The organism is Dubosiella muris (assembly GCF_004793885.1).
GTDB classification, from domain to species: Bacteria; Bacillota_I; Bacilli_A; order Erysipelotrichales; family Erysipelotrichaceae; genus Dubosiella; species Dubosiella muris.
The window spans coordinates 172,406-186,998 of record NZ_SRYG01000001.1 but is presented as its reverse complement, the minus strand read 5'-3'; the positions used below and the strand labels follow the sequence as shown (position 1 = coordinate 186,998).

Here is a 14,593-nt window from a genome sequence, read left to right as displayed (position 1 = left end):
AAAACATCAAACGAATGAAAAAGCTGCTGGCAGCCGGCATCGACAAAGCCACGATCGCCAACGTATTCGACTGCTCCGTGGCGGAACTCGAAGCGCTATCCAAAAAGGAGACAGAATTAGAAAGCCAGAAGAGAACCCACTCTTCTGGCTTTTTTTAATTTTTATGAAACGAGGAAAACACCTTGTCTGGAAGAACGTTTTTGAGCTCTTCCAACGTAGGCACCGAATAAGTCTGTTCTCCTTTTTTAACAAGAGGTACTCCTTCGTTGTGCAAATACTGAATATATTCGATCGCCCGGTATGCGTCCAGCGCCAACACGGCAGTCTCGACTCGTTCGCGTCTTTGGATGAGCACCGCCGGCATGGCCTTGTCCAGCCTGGGCGTTCTATACGTGTTCAAGAAAAGGAAGAAAGGAAAATAAAATAGAGAACTGAAAAAAAGGCGACCGCTCCTTTAAGGGGGTCGTCTTTTGTGTGTGTTGAGCCATCTGGCTCTAAAAAAGATAAATATTTTTTTATTCGCAGAGTTGTTTACTATGCGAATCCATTTTAACATAAAAAACATAAAAAAATAATCAATATTCAGGATTCTCATGATAAAAGTCCAAAAAAGGAAGAAGAACGAGTGGGGAGTTTTCCTTCTTTCTTTGATCTCCTTGCTTTTCGCTTTGTTTAAACCGTCATGATTCTCGTCATCAAAAAATTCAAATTTCCCGACATATAAAGTCTTTTTTGTCTTTTTCTTTCTTTCTTTTCCATACAATGCGCCGTCAAAATTCCCGTCAACGGAAGCAAGGAACCGTCAATTCTGGCGGATTTACCGCGCTTTTTGTCCTCTTTTTCGCAAAGTAAACAACTCTGCGAAAAAGGGAAAGCGAGGCAAAGGGATGTGGAATGAAAACTGGACGGGACACCGGGTAGGAAAATTAACGGTTATACAAAAAACCACAAAAAAACGGAAGGGAAGCTTTTTGTGGGAATGCCATTGTGATTGCGGGAACACGATTTGGCTGGAAGCGTACAAAATCCGGCGGGGACTGGTCAAAAGCTGCGGATGCGCCAGAAAGGGAAAAAACACGAAAGACTTGAAAGGAAAGAAAGTTGGCCGTTTGACGGTGCTGGAACGTCTGCCCGAAAAACAAGGCTCGTGCTACGTGTGGAAATGCCGCTGCGACTGCGGAAACGTCATGATGGTGCCGACGAACCGGCTGACCGGAAAACACCCAACCGAAAGCTGCGGGTGCGTTCGCAAAGGAATCGACTTGACGAATCAACGCTTTGGAAAACTGACAGCGCTGCATCCGACGGACAAGCGGAAAAACGGCAGTGTTTTATGGATATGCCAATGCGACTGCGGACAAGTCGTGGAAGTGGCGGCCAACCAGCTGATGTGCGGGAACACGCAAAGCTGCGGCTGTCTGCAAAGGGAAAAGGACGGACCGGGACAGTACATGAACTACATCGACTCGACCTGCGTGGAGGCGATTCGCTCCAAAGCCGTCCGGAAAGACAACACGAGCGGGTGTCCGGGAGTTCAAAAACAAAAAGGGAAGTGGATCGCGCAAATCAGCTTTCAAAAAGTAAAGTACTACCTCGGTTCGTTCGACACGATAGAAGCGGCCATCCGGGTGCGCAAGCAGGCGGAAACGCTGCTCCACGACGGCTTTGTCCGGTATTTTGACGAGTGGAAAGAAAAAGCGAAAGCGGATCCCGTCTGGGGAAAGAGCCACCCGCTCCATGTGCTTGTGGAAGGTGATTCCATCGAGAATTTCGAGTTGGTTTTGGAGGGAACTGAAACCCCTCGGGTTTAAAAAAGACGACCGCTACGGAAGAATCCGCTTGGATCGTCTTTGGTACGCTTATTTCAAGCCATACAGCTTCGAGTATTTGTCCTTCAAATAGTCGACATAGTAATGCGGATCGAACGGCTCGCCCGATACGATCTCGACGATTTCGGCCATTGTTTTCGAACCGGCGTAGTGGTGGACGTTGTCCTTGAGCCAGTTGGTGATTTCCTCCATACGGCCTTCGCGCAGCGCCTTGTCCACGTCGATTTGCTTTGCCATCGTGTGGTACAGCTGGGCGGCGTAGGCACTGCCCAGCGCGTACGTCGGGAAGTAGCCCAAATAGCCGTCAGACCAGTGCACATCCTGCAAAACGCCCTCGCTGTCCGTTTGCGGACGCACGCCCAGATATTGCTCGTACTTGTCTGCCCACAGTGTTGGCAGCTGGTCGTAGTCCATCTTTCCTTCGGCCATGTCCTTTTCCAGCTCGTAGCGGATGAGAATGTGCAGCGGGTACGTCAGCTCGTCGGCTTCGGTACGGATCAGGCCGGGCTCGCTCACGTTGATCATATCGACCAGCGCGTCCAAACCGACGGCCTCGAACTCCGGAAACTGCTTGACGAGCTCGTCGTAGTTGGCTTGCCAAAACGCTTTGGAACGACCGATGTGGTTTTCCAAAAAGCGGGATTGCGACTCGTGGGCGGCCGAGCCGACGTTCTCGTTCAGCTTCGTACCTTCGAACATTTCATCCATCTGCAGCCCGTACAGCGCGTGGCCGTACTCGTGCACGGTCGACAGGATCGCGCTCAAAAAGCGGTCCGGATAGTAATGCGTCGTGATGCGCATGTCGTTGTGCGACAAAAAGTTCGTGAACGGATGTTCCGTCGTGCCTAGCGAGACGCGCGTCGGGTCCACCCGCAAATAGCGCATGATCGTGTCCATGAACCGTTCCTGCCGCTCGATGTCGAACGATTTCGACAGCATCGAGTCGTCGATCGTCCGGCCTTCGGCGCGCAGCTTGGCAATAAAAGGCACGAGCTCGGTTTTGACGACGTCGAAAAAGGCGTCGTACTTTTCCTCATTCATCCCCGGCTCGTACGCGTCCAAAAACACATCGTACAAATTGTCGCCGGTGTATTTCGGGGAATATTTCATGTACTCGATCGACTTGTTCATGAGATCGACCAAATACGGCTTGAACAGCGCGTAGTCGTTTTTCTCCTTCGCCTGGTGCCAGTAGTAGCCAGCGTCGTTGCGCGCCTTCACGAAATCCCGGTACACGTCGGCCGGAACGTTGCGGGTATGCCCCAAATCGTCCAGACGCATCTTCACTTCCTTTTGCTCGAGCGAGCCCTCCGGCAGCGTCTTGTGGTAGGCTTCGATCTTTTCAATCATAGCCGGATCGTTTTCGATTTGAAACAGCTCCTGGGCGAGAATAGCCATCATCTCGTTGGCGTGGGGGATGCCAGCCGATGGCGCGACCGTCCACTGGTCGGTGTACATCGTGGCGCTCGCCAAGTTGTAGGCCGCCAGTTTTTTCAAATACTCTTCATAAAATGGTTCGAATTGTAAACGCATCTTGTTACCTCCATCCTTATCATCTTAACAAATTTATTGCGATGAGGGGACAATGATTTTATCATGGGAGCAGGAGGATTGAATATGGACGCAAATCAAATCAAGGCGCTTGTCCAGGAACAAAAGGTGTTCTTCGCGACCAACGCCACCCGCTCCATCATGTTTCGCAAGCAAATGCTCGCCAAACTCAAGACCGCAATCCGGCAAAACGAAAGCCGGATCATCGCAGCCCTGTACGCGGACCTGAACAAATCCGGGGCCGAGGCGTACATGAGCGAAATCGGTCTGGTCTACCAGGCGCTCACGTACATGGAAAAGCACATCGACCAGCTGAGCGCGCCGGAAAAAGTGCGCACACCGCTGTTTTTGTTCAAAGCCAAAAGCGAGATTCGCCACGACCCCTATGGCTGCGTGCTCGTCGTTTCCCCGTGGAACTACCCGTTCCTGCTCACGATGCAGCCGCTCATCGAAGCCATGGCGGCCGGAAACACCGTCATCTTAAAGCCAAGCGACTACTCGGCCCACACGACGGCCGTCATCGCCCGTTTGATCGAGGAAACGTTCGCGCCCGCGTATGTGGCGGTTGTGACCGGCGGACGCCAGGAAAACGAGGCGCTGTTCCACCAGCCGTTCGACTACATCTTCTTTACCGGCTCGCCCGCCGTAGGAAAATTGTGCATGCAGGCGGCCAGCGAGCATTTGGTGCCCGTCACGCTCGAGCTAGGCGGCAAGTCCCCGGCCATCGTCGACGAGAGTGCCAACATCGCGCTGGCGGCCCGCCGCATCGTCTTCGGCAAGTTTCTCAACGCCGGCCAGACGTGCGTGGCGTGCGACCACGTCTATGTGCACGAGTCGAAAATGCCCGCGCTCATCCAGCAAATCATCCACCAGCTTTCGGTGCAAGGCGTCACGCTCGAGTCGATTGGCAAGATCATCAACGAAAAGCATTTCGAACGCGTACGCGCGTATTTGAACGACGGAAAAGTCGTCTGGGGCGGCCATGTGGATGAGGCGACACTCAAAATCGAGCCGACGATCTTGCTGCCAAAAGAAGGAACGCCCGTCATGGACGAGGAAATCTTCGGACCGGTCCTGCCCGTTTTGCCGTACGAGAATTTCGAAACACTGTGTCGGCAGCTGGCGCAAAAGCCGCATCCGCTCGCCTTCTACTTGTTTTCCCGCAACGACGACCACATTCGCTTCGTGAAGGAAAACATGCCGTTTGGCGGTCTGCAAAATTCCGGCCTCGGCCACTATCACGGCCGGTATGGATTCCAGACATTCACCCACGACAAGTCGATCTTGTCGTCGAGCGACCGCGTCGACCTGCCTTTCATCTACGGCCCGCAAAAGCCGTGGAAGGAAAAAGTCGTCCGTCTGTTTTTAAAATAAGGAGGAAAAAAGATGAATGCGATTTTTGAACGCACGAGCGTGCGCCAGTACACGAACAAGAAAGCCGATCCAAAGACGATCGAAACGATTTTGAAAGCCGGATGCGCCGCGCCAAGCGCCGTGAACAAACAGCCGTGGGAGCTGATCGTCGTCACCGATCCGGCCCGCCTTGCCGAACTCGCGAAATTTTCCCCATACGCCGTCTGCGTGCAGGACGCCGCGTTCGCCGTCGTCGTGTGCGCCGACACGAATCGCCACTTTGGCGACGCCTACGACGTGCAGGATTTGTCGGCGCTTAGTGAAAACATGCTGATCGAAGCCAAGGATCTTGGTTTAGGCGGCGTGTGGCTGGGTGGCTATCCCGAAACGGACCGGGTCGACTGGCTGCGCCGGTATTTCGACTTGCCCGATTCCATCCAGCCGTACTGGGTGCTTTCGTTTGGCTATCCGGCCCATGATCTGGAACCCAAACAAAAATGGGATCCGGCCCGCATCCATTGGGAAACATTTGAAAAGTAAAATAGGAAAGTCTGGCTCGCCCAGGCTTTTTCTTTGTTTAAGGTGCGCATAATGGGGTTTTGACGGGGTCATATAGGTGCGCATAATGGGGAAACAGGGGGGTAGTTTATAGTGCGCATAATGGGGTAATACGGCGTTTCTTATCTTGCGCATAGTGGGGTCGAGCGATATAATCGGATTGAAAACCGGCATGAGGAGGTGAATACAATATGTTTTTTAAACGAAAGATTTACGATAAACTCTTGGAATGGAAGAATGAAACGAAGGGTACGAAGGCGATCTTGATTGAGGGGGCGCGTCGAATTGGCAAAAGTACGATTGCGCAGGCGTTCGCTAAAAATGAATATGAATCCTATCTTCTCATTGATTTTGCCAAGAAGGATAAGGAAGTCGAGTCGTATTTTGAAAAGTATTTGAACGATTTGGATACGTTGTTTATGATGCTTCAAGTCCATTACGGGATCCGTTTGAAACCTCGTCAGTCGGTGGTGATTTTCGATGAAGTGCAGATGTTTCCGCAGGCAAGAGCGGCTATCAAATACCTGGTAGCGGATGGACGATATGATTATATTGAAACCGGTTCGCTTATTTCGATCAAGGAAAACGTGAAAGATATTGTCATTCCTTCGGAGGAACGCCATATTTCAATGTATCCATTCGACTTTGAAGAGTTTTGCTGGGCTTTAGGCGAGGAAGTGATGATAGATTATATCAAACATTGTTTTGAATCCAAACAAGCGCTGGAAGAGTCGCTGCATCGCAAAGCGATGATGATTTTTAAACAATACATGCTGGTGGGCGGTATGCCTATGCCGGTCGTAAAGTTTGTTGAGAATAATAAAAGTTTTTATGAGGCAGACCAGGAAAAACGGGATATTTTGCGGCTGTATCGGGAAGATATTATGAAGATCAATGCGCGGTATCGGGGTAAGGTACTGGCGATTTTTGATCAGATCCCCGGATTGCTTTCACAGCATGAAAAAAGAGTGGTTTTCAAGACGATTCAAGGCGAGTCGAGAGCGGAAGAATACCAGGAGACTTTCTTTTGGCTGGCGGATTCCATGATTTGTAATGAATGCTTCTTATGCAGTGATCCGAATGTCGGCTTATCCATCAACGAGGTAAGGTCATATGTAAAATGTTATATGGGGGATACGGGTCTTTTGGTCAGTCACGCGTTTGACGAAAATGAATTGCTCGAGGAAGAAGTGTACAAGCAGATCTTGCTGGATAAATTATCTATGAACAAAGGAATGCTGTATGAAAATGTGATTGCGCAAATGCTTGTGATAAATCATCATAAACTGTACTTTTACACGCATTACAACGACGAGAAACATCGAAATGATATGGAGATTGATTTTCTTCTTTCTAGCAACCGCAAACTAAAATATAAACTGTATCCGATCGAAGTCAAGTCGGGAAAGCGTTACACGACCACATCCCTGTTGCGGTTTAAAGAAAAATATCAGGACCGGATTGGCGCGTGCTTCATTATTCATCCGAAAAATTTGATGATCAAAGACGATATTTTCTGTATTCCTCCTTATATGACTTTCTTGTTGTGACGTGGAGAAGAAAAGAACGATTTTTTGATACGATTCTCCTCTTGTACCGGGTTGACACAAGTCCGATTTCGGACTATTATACTTGGGTCGCATTTTGGACAGGAGGTTTTTATGAAGGAAATATTTAATGAACATTTACGCGCGTTCAACGCGTTTTATAAGGAATTGAGCCATATTTACCACGAGGAGGCGCTCGCGGCCGGCATTTCGGACAGCGCGTTTGAAGTGCTCTATTGTTTAAGCACCCTCGAGGATGGATGCTGCCAGAAGCATATTGCCCAGGCGTCGTTTTTAAGCAAGCAGACGATCAACTCCTCTATCAAGGCGCTGGAGAAAAAAGGATGGATCGAGCTACGCAAAGGAAAAGGACGCGAGTGCGGCGTGTATTTGATGGACAGGGGCCGCGACGTCATCAAAATGTATGTGTATCCGGCCATTCAGCGGGAAAACGAGGCGTTCGAGCAAATGGGCGAGGAAAACGCCGGCCGGTTTATCGAGCTTGGACAACGGTACGTGCACCACTTGAAGCAGGGAAAGGAGAAGACGGCATGACGATCCGGCTCAGCGACCACTTTACGGTTGGCAAGCTGCTGCGCTTCACGCTCCCTTCCGTCGTCATGGTCATCTTCACATCGCTGTACACGATCGTCGACGGCATCTTCGTCGCCAACGTCGCCGGCAGCCAGGCGTTCGCGGCCCTCAATTTGATTTGGCCCGTCATCGCCATCATGGGCACGTTCGGCTTCATGATCGGCACGGGCGGCAGCGCCCTGGTCGCCAAGCTGCTCGGCGAGCAAAAAAAGCGCGAAGCCAACGAGGTGTTTTCCCTGCTCGTGTACAGCCTCATCGTCGTGGCGCTAGTCATGAGCGTGGTCGGCGCCGTCTGGATCGAGGATTTCGCGCGCCTGCTTGGCGCCACTGAGCAAATGCTCCCCGACTGCGTCGCCTATGGCCGAACGCTCGTCCTCATGATGACCGGCTACTTTTTACAAAACACGTTCCAGGCGTTTCTTGTCACCGCCGAACGCCCGACGCTCGGCCTGCTGCTGACAATCATCGCCGGCGTCATGAACATGGTGCTCGACTATCTTTTAATCGCGGTCGCCGGTCTTGGCATCTTTGGCGCGGCGCTCGCCACCGGGCTGAGCTGGATCGTGGGCGGCATCATTCCGTTCGTGTTTTTCGTGACGCCCGGCAACGGCACGCCGCTGCGCGTATCGAAAACGCGCTGGAACGGCAAAGCGCTACTACAAAGCTGCTTTAACGGCTCGAGCGAGATGGTTACCAATTTGAGCATGAGCGTCATCACCGTGCTGTACAATTTCGAGCTCATGAAGATGATTGGCGCCGACGGCGTTGTGGCGTACGGCGTGCTCCAGTACATCTCATTCGTGTTCGCCGGCGCGTTTCTCGGCTATGGTGTCGGCATCGCGCCCATCATCAGCTACCACTATGGCGCGGGCAACACGGGCGAGCTGGACAGCCTGCTGAAAAAGTCGCTCGCCCTGATCGCGATCACCGCGCTCGTGCTCACGATCGTCGCCGAAATCAGCGCCCCGTGGCTGGCGATGGTGTTCGTGAATGGCTCGGCATCGCTTGGCGCCCTGACCGTCCACGCCATTCGCATTTACAGCGTTTCGTTTTTATTGTGCGGCTTCAATATTTTTGGCAGCTCGTTTTTCACGGCGCTCAACAACGGACTCGTGTCGGCGGCCATCTCGTTTGTGCGCACGTTTTTGTTCCAGATCGCGTGCATCCTGATCCTGCCCAAACTGTTCGGATTGGACGGGATCTGGAGCGCGGTCGTCGTCGCCGAGTCGCTTTCGCTGCTTGTCGTCGTGTTCTTTTTGCGAAAAGAGAAAGCGCGGTACGGGTATTGAAATGGAAGAAAATCCGTCTTTTTTGCAAAAAAGATGATGGATTGAATAAATTTGGTCGAAATTTTAAATTTATTGTGAAAAAAGCCCAAAAAAAGTGAAGAAATGATATATCGTTTCTTGTAATTTCCGTTCAGAAAATTTATAATGAGTTTGTAAAAATAAAGAGAGGTCATTGTAATGAAAGTTTCCCACTTAACCAAGCGCGAAAATGAAATCATGGAGATCTTTTGGCAGTCAAACAAGCCATTGTCTTCCAATGATATCTGCTTGGAAGCCCCACACATAAGTAAGAACACAGTACAGGCCGTTATTCGAAAGCTGCTTTCGATGAAATTCATCGAGATCGCCGGTCTTGGCTACAACAAGAACGCCTTGACTCGCGAATTCAGCCCTTGCATCTCTCAGGCCGAGTACTTTGACAACTTTCTTGTGCGGGATACTTCCTACGAGCTCGCGGCGAATTTTATCCGCCACGCGAAGGATATCGAAACATTGGAAAAGATCGAAGCCTTGATTCAGGAACGAAAACAAGCGCTGGCAGCCGAATAGGCTGTTTGAAAGCTCCACGAAAGTGGGGCTTTTTTTTGGCACCCGGCGCTGTGCCACCTTCGCCGGATTTTGGCATTTTTGGAAGTGCCAAACAAAAACGAGAAACAATAGAAAAAAACAAAGCGCTTTCTTATACTGAAATTGTCAAACAAACGAAATGAAAAGAAAGGAAAAAAACAATCATGAAAGAAAAAGTCCAAAAATTCGGGCGCGCCCTCTCCGCGATGGTCATGCCCAACATCTCGATCTTTATCGCCTGGGGACTCATCACCGCGCTGTTCATCCCAGCCGGCTGGTGTCCCAATCCGACGCTGAACGAAATCGTCGGTCCGATGCAGCGCTTCCTGCTTCCGGTCTTGATCGCCTATTCCGGCGGCAAGATGATTTACGAGCACCGGGGCGGTGTCGTGGGCGCGTGCTTCGCCATCGGCATCATCGCCGGCACCGAAACGCCGATGTTCATCGGCGCCATGATCGCCGGGCCATTGGGCGGCTATTTGATGAAAAAGACCGATGAATTGCTCGACGGGCACATCCCGAACGGATTCGAAATGCTCGTCAACAACTTCTCAGCCGGCATTCTCGCCGCGATCCTGGCCTGCGTGGGCTGTCTCGTCATCGAACCGGCGTGCGTCGCGCTCACCGGCGCCTTGAAAACCGGCGTCGAGTTCCTTGTCAGCCACGGTCTGCTGCCGCTCACCTCGATTTTGGTCGAGCCGGCCAAGATCCTGTTCTTGAACAACGCCATCAACCACGGCATCTTCACCCCGCTTGGCATGGATCAGGTGCAGGAAGTCGGCAAGTCGATCTTCTTCATGATCGAAGCCAACCCGGGACCGGGCCTTGGCTTGCTGATCGCGTACTACTTGAGCACGAAAGGCGAAGTGAAGCAATCGTCGCTCTCCGCCATGATCATCGAGTTTTTCGGGGGCATCCATGAGATTTACTTCCCGTTTGTCCTCATGAACCCGATCACGCTGATCGGCGTCATCGCCGGCGGCATGACCGGCGTGCTTGTCAACACGATCTTTGGCTCGGGCCTCGTATCCGCCGCATCGCCGGGATCCATTATAGCCATCCTGGGTATGTGCGCCAAAGACAGCTATGTCGGCGTCCTGCTTTCGATCGCGGCCGCGACCGCTGTATCGGCCATCGTGTGCACGGTATTGCTGAAGGCGTTCGCCAAGGAAGGCAATCTGGAGGAAGCCAAACAGCAGGTGAGCGCCTCCAAGGCGCAAGCCAAGGGAACGCCGGCACCGGCTGCCGCCTTGTCCGCTTTAAAAATCGTGTTCGCCTGCGACGCGGGTATGGGAAGCAGCGCGATGGGCGCCGCGAACCTGACGAAAAAGCTGAAAGCTGAAGGGCTCGACATCACCGTGCCGCACTACGCGCTGAACGAAGTGCCAGCCGATACGCAAGTCATCGTCACCCAGTCCTCGCTCGTGGAGCGGGCGAAGGAACGGTGTCCGCACGCCGCCATCTACCCTATCAATAACTTCATGGCGTCGGCCGAGTACGATCAAATCGTCGACGACGTGAAAAACGGCCGGGTAGGCGCGAAGCCGGAACCGTCGCGCGTCAATATGCAAAAAGTCGTGTTCGCCTGCGACGCGGGCATGGGAAGCAGCGCGATGGGCGCGGCGAGTCTGACGAAAAAGCTGAAAGCCGCCGGCTGCGACGTGACGGTGCCGCACTACGCGCTCAACGAAGTGCCAACGGACACGCAAGTCATCATCACGCACCAGTCGCTTGTGGAGCGGGCGAAGGAACGCTGTCCGCACGCGACGGTGTATCCGGTCATGAATTTCATGGGCGCCAGCGAATATGACGAGATCGTAAGCGAGCTTGTCGGCGCGTGATGATTTATACCAACCGGTTTAAACAAATTCTCCAAATCGTCCTGGAACAAGGGGACGCGTATATTCCGGTCGACGAGCTGGCGCGACGACTGAATATTTCGCGACGCACGGTTTTTCGAGAACTCCAAAACGCCAATTTGAAGCCGTACCATTTGGATATGGTCAGCCGGCAAGGCAGGGGAATCCGAATCGAAGGGGACGAAAAAGACCGCCGCCGGCTGGCGGCCGATATCGCCACCGACCTCATTCCTTACGTTTCGAAAGAGGAGCGCCGCAAACTGCTCGCGTTCGAGCTGCTCCGCTTTCCGGACGTGAAAAAGCTCGTCGTGTACGGCAACATGTTTTCGGTGTCGGAAACGACGATTTCCAACGACCTGGACGCGTTGGCGTCCTGGTTCGAACACTATCATATCGAATTGAATCGCGCCCACAAAAACAACATCCGGCTGCTTGGCAAAGAGGAGGATCGGCGCCTGGCGATGAGCGCGATCATTCACGACACGATCGGATCAAAGGAGCAGGCAATCGACTATTTGGACGCGGACGCCTTGCGCCACGAAGTGTTTGAAGCGTCGCAGGACGGCATTTTGCGGCTGCTCAACCAGGATATTCTCGATCCGGTGCTTGACTTGTTCACGCTCGAACGACACGAGCTGGGACTGAACCAGTATGCGCAAAGCTCGTACATCGGCTTGATCATTCATCTGGTGGTGGCCGTCGAGCGCATCCAGAAAGGGGAGGCGATCGAGAGCGATCCTTCGCTGTGTGAAACGATGCGCGCCACGCCGGCTATGGAGCAGGCCAAAGCAATCGCGGGCAGACTCGAGTCCATTTTCGACATCGAGATCCCGCAGGCGGAAACGGTGTTTATCGCGATGCATTTGAGCGGGGCGAAAAACGTCGATCCGATCGACGCGTTCGACGACGACCAGATCGTGGAAATCGCCAACGATTTTATGAACGACTTCCCGCCCCGGATCGCGTCGAGTTTGCGGATGGATCCCCGGTTTATCAAAGGATTCATCACCCATTTGCGGCCGACGCTCATCCGCTTGCAGCGCGGCCTGCCGATTTACAATCCGCTGCTGGAAACGATCCAGGCGCAATACGGGGAGCTGTACGCTCAAAGCGCGCACGCGGCGGCCTTGATTGGCGAAAAGACGGGCTTGTCGATTTCGGAAGCGGAAATCGCGTTCATGACGATGCATGTGGGAGCGTCGCTGGAACGCCGCCGCTTCGAGGCCAGACAGGCGCGCATCCACACTGCGGTCGTATGCGCCTCGGGGGTCGGGGTGTCGGCTTTGCTGGCGGCAAGGCTGCAGCATGTGTTTGGTACGCGGCTTCATTTGGTGACTCTCTCTTTGGAACAATACAAAACCAACGCGTACGACGATTTGGACCTGATCGTTTCGACGTTCGACCTGGCGCAAGGAATGGTGCCGGTCGTCAAGGTCAACCCGCTGCTGACGCAAAACGACATCGACCATTTGCGGGATGTGATGAAAAATCTCGAATATGGCGCGCACGCCGATCCGGACCGGGACGGGCTGGAAAAACTTCGGCGCGTGGAACAAATGACGGGCGCGGCGCGCGCGATCGTCAACGGACTCGTGTTCGCCAATGTCGATCCGGCGCTGGACTGGCCGGCGCTGGTCGCGGAGGCCGGCTTGCTGGCGGACGGCAGCGCGAGCGAAGTGACCAGCGCCCTGCTTGAGCGTGAGAAGATTGGCTCGGTCATGGTGCCGGAGCTTGGCTTTGGCTTGCTGCACGCGAAAACGACTGGCGTGAAAAACGCCCAGGTGCAGTTTTTGTGGCCGGCGCAGGCGCAAGAGTTTGCCGCGTACCCGGGCATTCGGGCCGTGGTCGTCCTGCTCATGCCAGCCGATTATGCATCGTATCATCAAAAACTACTTTCCTCCGTCACGACGTATATGATGGAGACGACGAACTTGCAGCAGGCGGTGTTCGAGCGCGAGGAGCGGCGCATTCAACAGGCGCTGTCCGCGATTTACTTGGAATTGATTCGAGCCGACATGGCTTAAGAAAGGAATATCATCATGGCATTGTTTAAAAGAAAGAAAAAAGAAAAAAATGAAAAGCCGCAAATTCTCGAGGTGCAAAACATTCGCGTCAACCAAAAGGCGGCGACAAGCGACGAGGCGATCTTAAGCGTCGGCGGCCGTTTGAAAGAAGCGGGCTATATCGACGAGCCATACATTCAAGGCATGCTCAACCGCGACCACGCCCTGACGACGTACATCGGCAACGACATCGCCATTCCGCATGGCGAGTACGAAGTGAAGGACTTTGTGAAAAAGACGGGTCTTGCGGTTGATATTTACCCGGAAGGCATCGCGTGGGGCGGTGGCACGGTGCGGATTGTTATCGGCATCGCGGCGACGACCGACGAGCATGTGGGCATCCTGCAAAACATCGCGGAAAAGCTGGGCGACATGGATGTCGTGGAAAAAGTCGTGAACGGCACGCCGGAATACATTCATTCCGTGCTGGCGGGGGACGCGGCATGATTTTGACGGTGACATTCAATCCGGCGATCGACAAGACGGCGCAAGTCGACGAATTGATCGTGGGCGGCTTGAACCGGTTGCAAAATGTGCGGCAGGACGCGGGCGGCAAAGGCGTCAACGTGTCGAAAACGATTCGGGCGCTTGGCTTCGAGAGCGTATGCACCGGCTTTCTGGCGGGCGCGGGCGGCCGGATGATCGAGGACGCGCTGGACGAACTGCGAATCGCCAATCAATTCGTGTGGGTGGAGGGAAACACGCGCACGAACCTGAAGGTGCTTAACAAGGACATGGTGCTCACCGAGCTCAACGAGGCGGGGCCGCGCATCGAACCGGAAGATGTGGACGCGTTGATCGCGTTGATCGAGAAGACGGCCAAGCCGGGCTCGATCGTCGTGTTGTCGGGCAACGTGTCGCCGGGAGTGGAAAGCGACATTTACCGGCGGATGATCGACGATTTGAAGCAAACGGACATCCGGGTGCTGCTGGACGCGGACGGCGACTTGTTCCGGGAAGGCATCAAGGCGGGTCCGTTCGCGGTGAAGCCAAACCGCTTCGAGCTGGCGCAGTATTTTGGCGTCGAAGAACCGGACAACGCGTTGGATACGGCGCGGCTTGGAAGAAAGCTGTTGAACGAGGATACGAAGCTGGTGGCCATTTCGATGGGTGGCGAGGGCGCGATCTTTTTGACGGAAACCGACACGTTGTATTGTCCGGTGCTGCCAATCGAGTTGAACTCGAGCGTGGGCGCGGGCGACGCGATGGTGGCCGCTTTGGCGATTAGTCTGGAGCGTGGCGACGCGCTGGAAGAGCTGGCGGTGCTGGCGATGGCGACAAGCGCGGGGGCGTGCACGACGGCGGGAACGCAGCCGGCCGGCCTCGGCGTGGTGGAAACATTGAAGACAAAAGTGAAAATCGAGAACTTGGAGGGATAGAACG

Annotated in this window: 13 protein-coding genes; 12 read left to right on the top strand and 1 reads right to left on the bottom strand. The window is 53.6% G+C overall.

From position 1 onward, the window contains the following. Positions 1–347: 347 nt before the first annotated feature. Together E5336_RS12685 and E5336_RS00880 are read left to right on the top strand one after the other, a co-directional pair. Positions 348–422 (top strand): LPXTG cell wall anchor domain-containing protein, encoded by a 75-nt coding sequence (locus tag E5336_RS12685; protein ID WP_353889854.1) that lies wholly within the window; start codon positions 348–350, stop codon positions 420–422. A gap of 465 nt (positions 423–887) precedes the next feature. Then, a complete protein-coding gene (locus tag E5336_RS00880; protein ID WP_135979200.1) occupies positions 888–1,811 on the top strand; it encodes an AP2/ERF family transcription factor in 924 nt (307 codons plus the stop codon). A gap of 48 nt (positions 1,812–1,859) precedes the next feature. On the opposite strand, the gene E5336_RS00875 is transcribed toward E5336_RS00880, so the two are convergent. After that, positions 1,860–3,362, bottom strand: a complete 1,503-nt coding sequence (locus E5336_RS00875; protein WP_135979199.1) for a carboxypeptidase M32 — start codon at positions 3,360–3,362, stop codon at positions 1,860–1,862. Between the two features lie 84 nt (positions 3,363–3,446). Here E5336_RS00875 and E5336_RS00870 point away from each other — a divergent pair, with 84 nt between their 5' ends. The 10 genes from E5336_RS00870 to pfkB all read left to right on the top strand — a co-directional run bounded on the left by E5336_RS00870 (position 3,447) and on the right by pfkB (position 14,589). After that, positions 3,447–4,754: an aldehyde dehydrogenase family protein gene (locus E5336_RS00870; protein ID WP_135979198.1), complete on the top strand. Its 1,308-nt coding sequence runs from the start codon at positions 3,447–3,449 to the stop codon at positions 4,752–4,754. A 12-nt stretch (positions 4,755–4,766) separates the two neighbouring features. After that, positions 4,767–5,273, top strand: coding sequence for a nitroreductase family protein (locus E5336_RS00865; protein ID WP_135979197.1), 507 nt, complete (start codon positions 4,767–4,769; stop codon positions 5,271–5,273). Between the two features lie 209 nt (positions 5,274–5,482). Next, complete coding sequence (locus E5336_RS00860; protein WP_135979196.1) at positions 5,483–6,841, top strand: ATP-binding protein; 1,359 nt, start codon at positions 5,483–5,485, stop codon at positions 6,839–6,841. A 111-nt stretch (positions 6,842–6,952) separates the two neighbouring features. Then, positions 6,953–7,393, top strand: coding sequence for a MarR family winged helix-turn-helix transcriptional regulator (locus E5336_RS00855; protein ID WP_135979195.1), 441 nt, complete (start codon positions 6,953–6,955; stop codon positions 7,391–7,393). Continuing rightward, entirely contained in the window at positions 7,390–8,721 is a 1,332-nt protein-coding gene (locus E5336_RS00850; RefSeq protein WP_135979194.1) for an MATE family efflux transporter, read from the top strand. The genes E5336_RS00855 and E5336_RS00850 overlap by 4 nt, the downstream gene beginning before the upstream one ends. Positions 8,722–8,898: 177 nt before the next feature. Further along, a complete protein-coding gene (locus tag E5336_RS00845) occupies positions 8,899–9,270 on the top strand; it encodes a BlaI/MecI/CopY family transcriptional regulator (RefSeq protein WP_135979193.1) in 372 nt (123 codons plus the stop codon). A 182-nt stretch (positions 9,271–9,452) separates the two neighbouring features. Beyond that, positions 9,453–11,129 carry a PTS mannitol transporter subunit IIBC gene (locus E5336_RS00840; protein WP_135979192.1) on the top strand — a complete coding sequence of 559 codons (1,677 nt, stop codon included), beginning with the start codon at positions 9,453–9,455 and terminating at the stop codon, positions 11,127–11,129. After that, positions 11,129–13,171: a BglG family transcription antiterminator gene (locus tag E5336_RS00835; RefSeq protein WP_135979191.1), complete on the top strand. Its 2,043-nt coding sequence runs from the start codon at positions 11,129–11,131 to the stop codon at positions 13,169–13,171. Before E5336_RS00840 ends, E5336_RS00835 begins: the two co-directional genes overlap by 1 nt. A 15-nt stretch (positions 13,172–13,186) precedes the next feature. Then, on the top strand, positions 13,187–13,657 hold the full coding sequence (locus E5336_RS00830; RefSeq protein WP_135979190.1) for a PTS mannitol transporter subunit IIA: 471 nt from the start codon (positions 13,187–13,189) through the stop codon (positions 13,655–13,657). Next, complete coding sequence (gene pfkB, locus E5336_RS00825; RefSeq protein ID WP_135979189.1) at positions 13,654–14,589, top strand: 1-phosphofructokinase; 936 nt, start codon at positions 13,654–13,656, stop codon at positions 14,587–14,589. The genes E5336_RS00830 and pfkB overlap by 4 nt, the downstream gene beginning before the upstream one ends. The last annotated feature ends 4 nt before the right edge of the window (positions 14,590–14,593 follow it).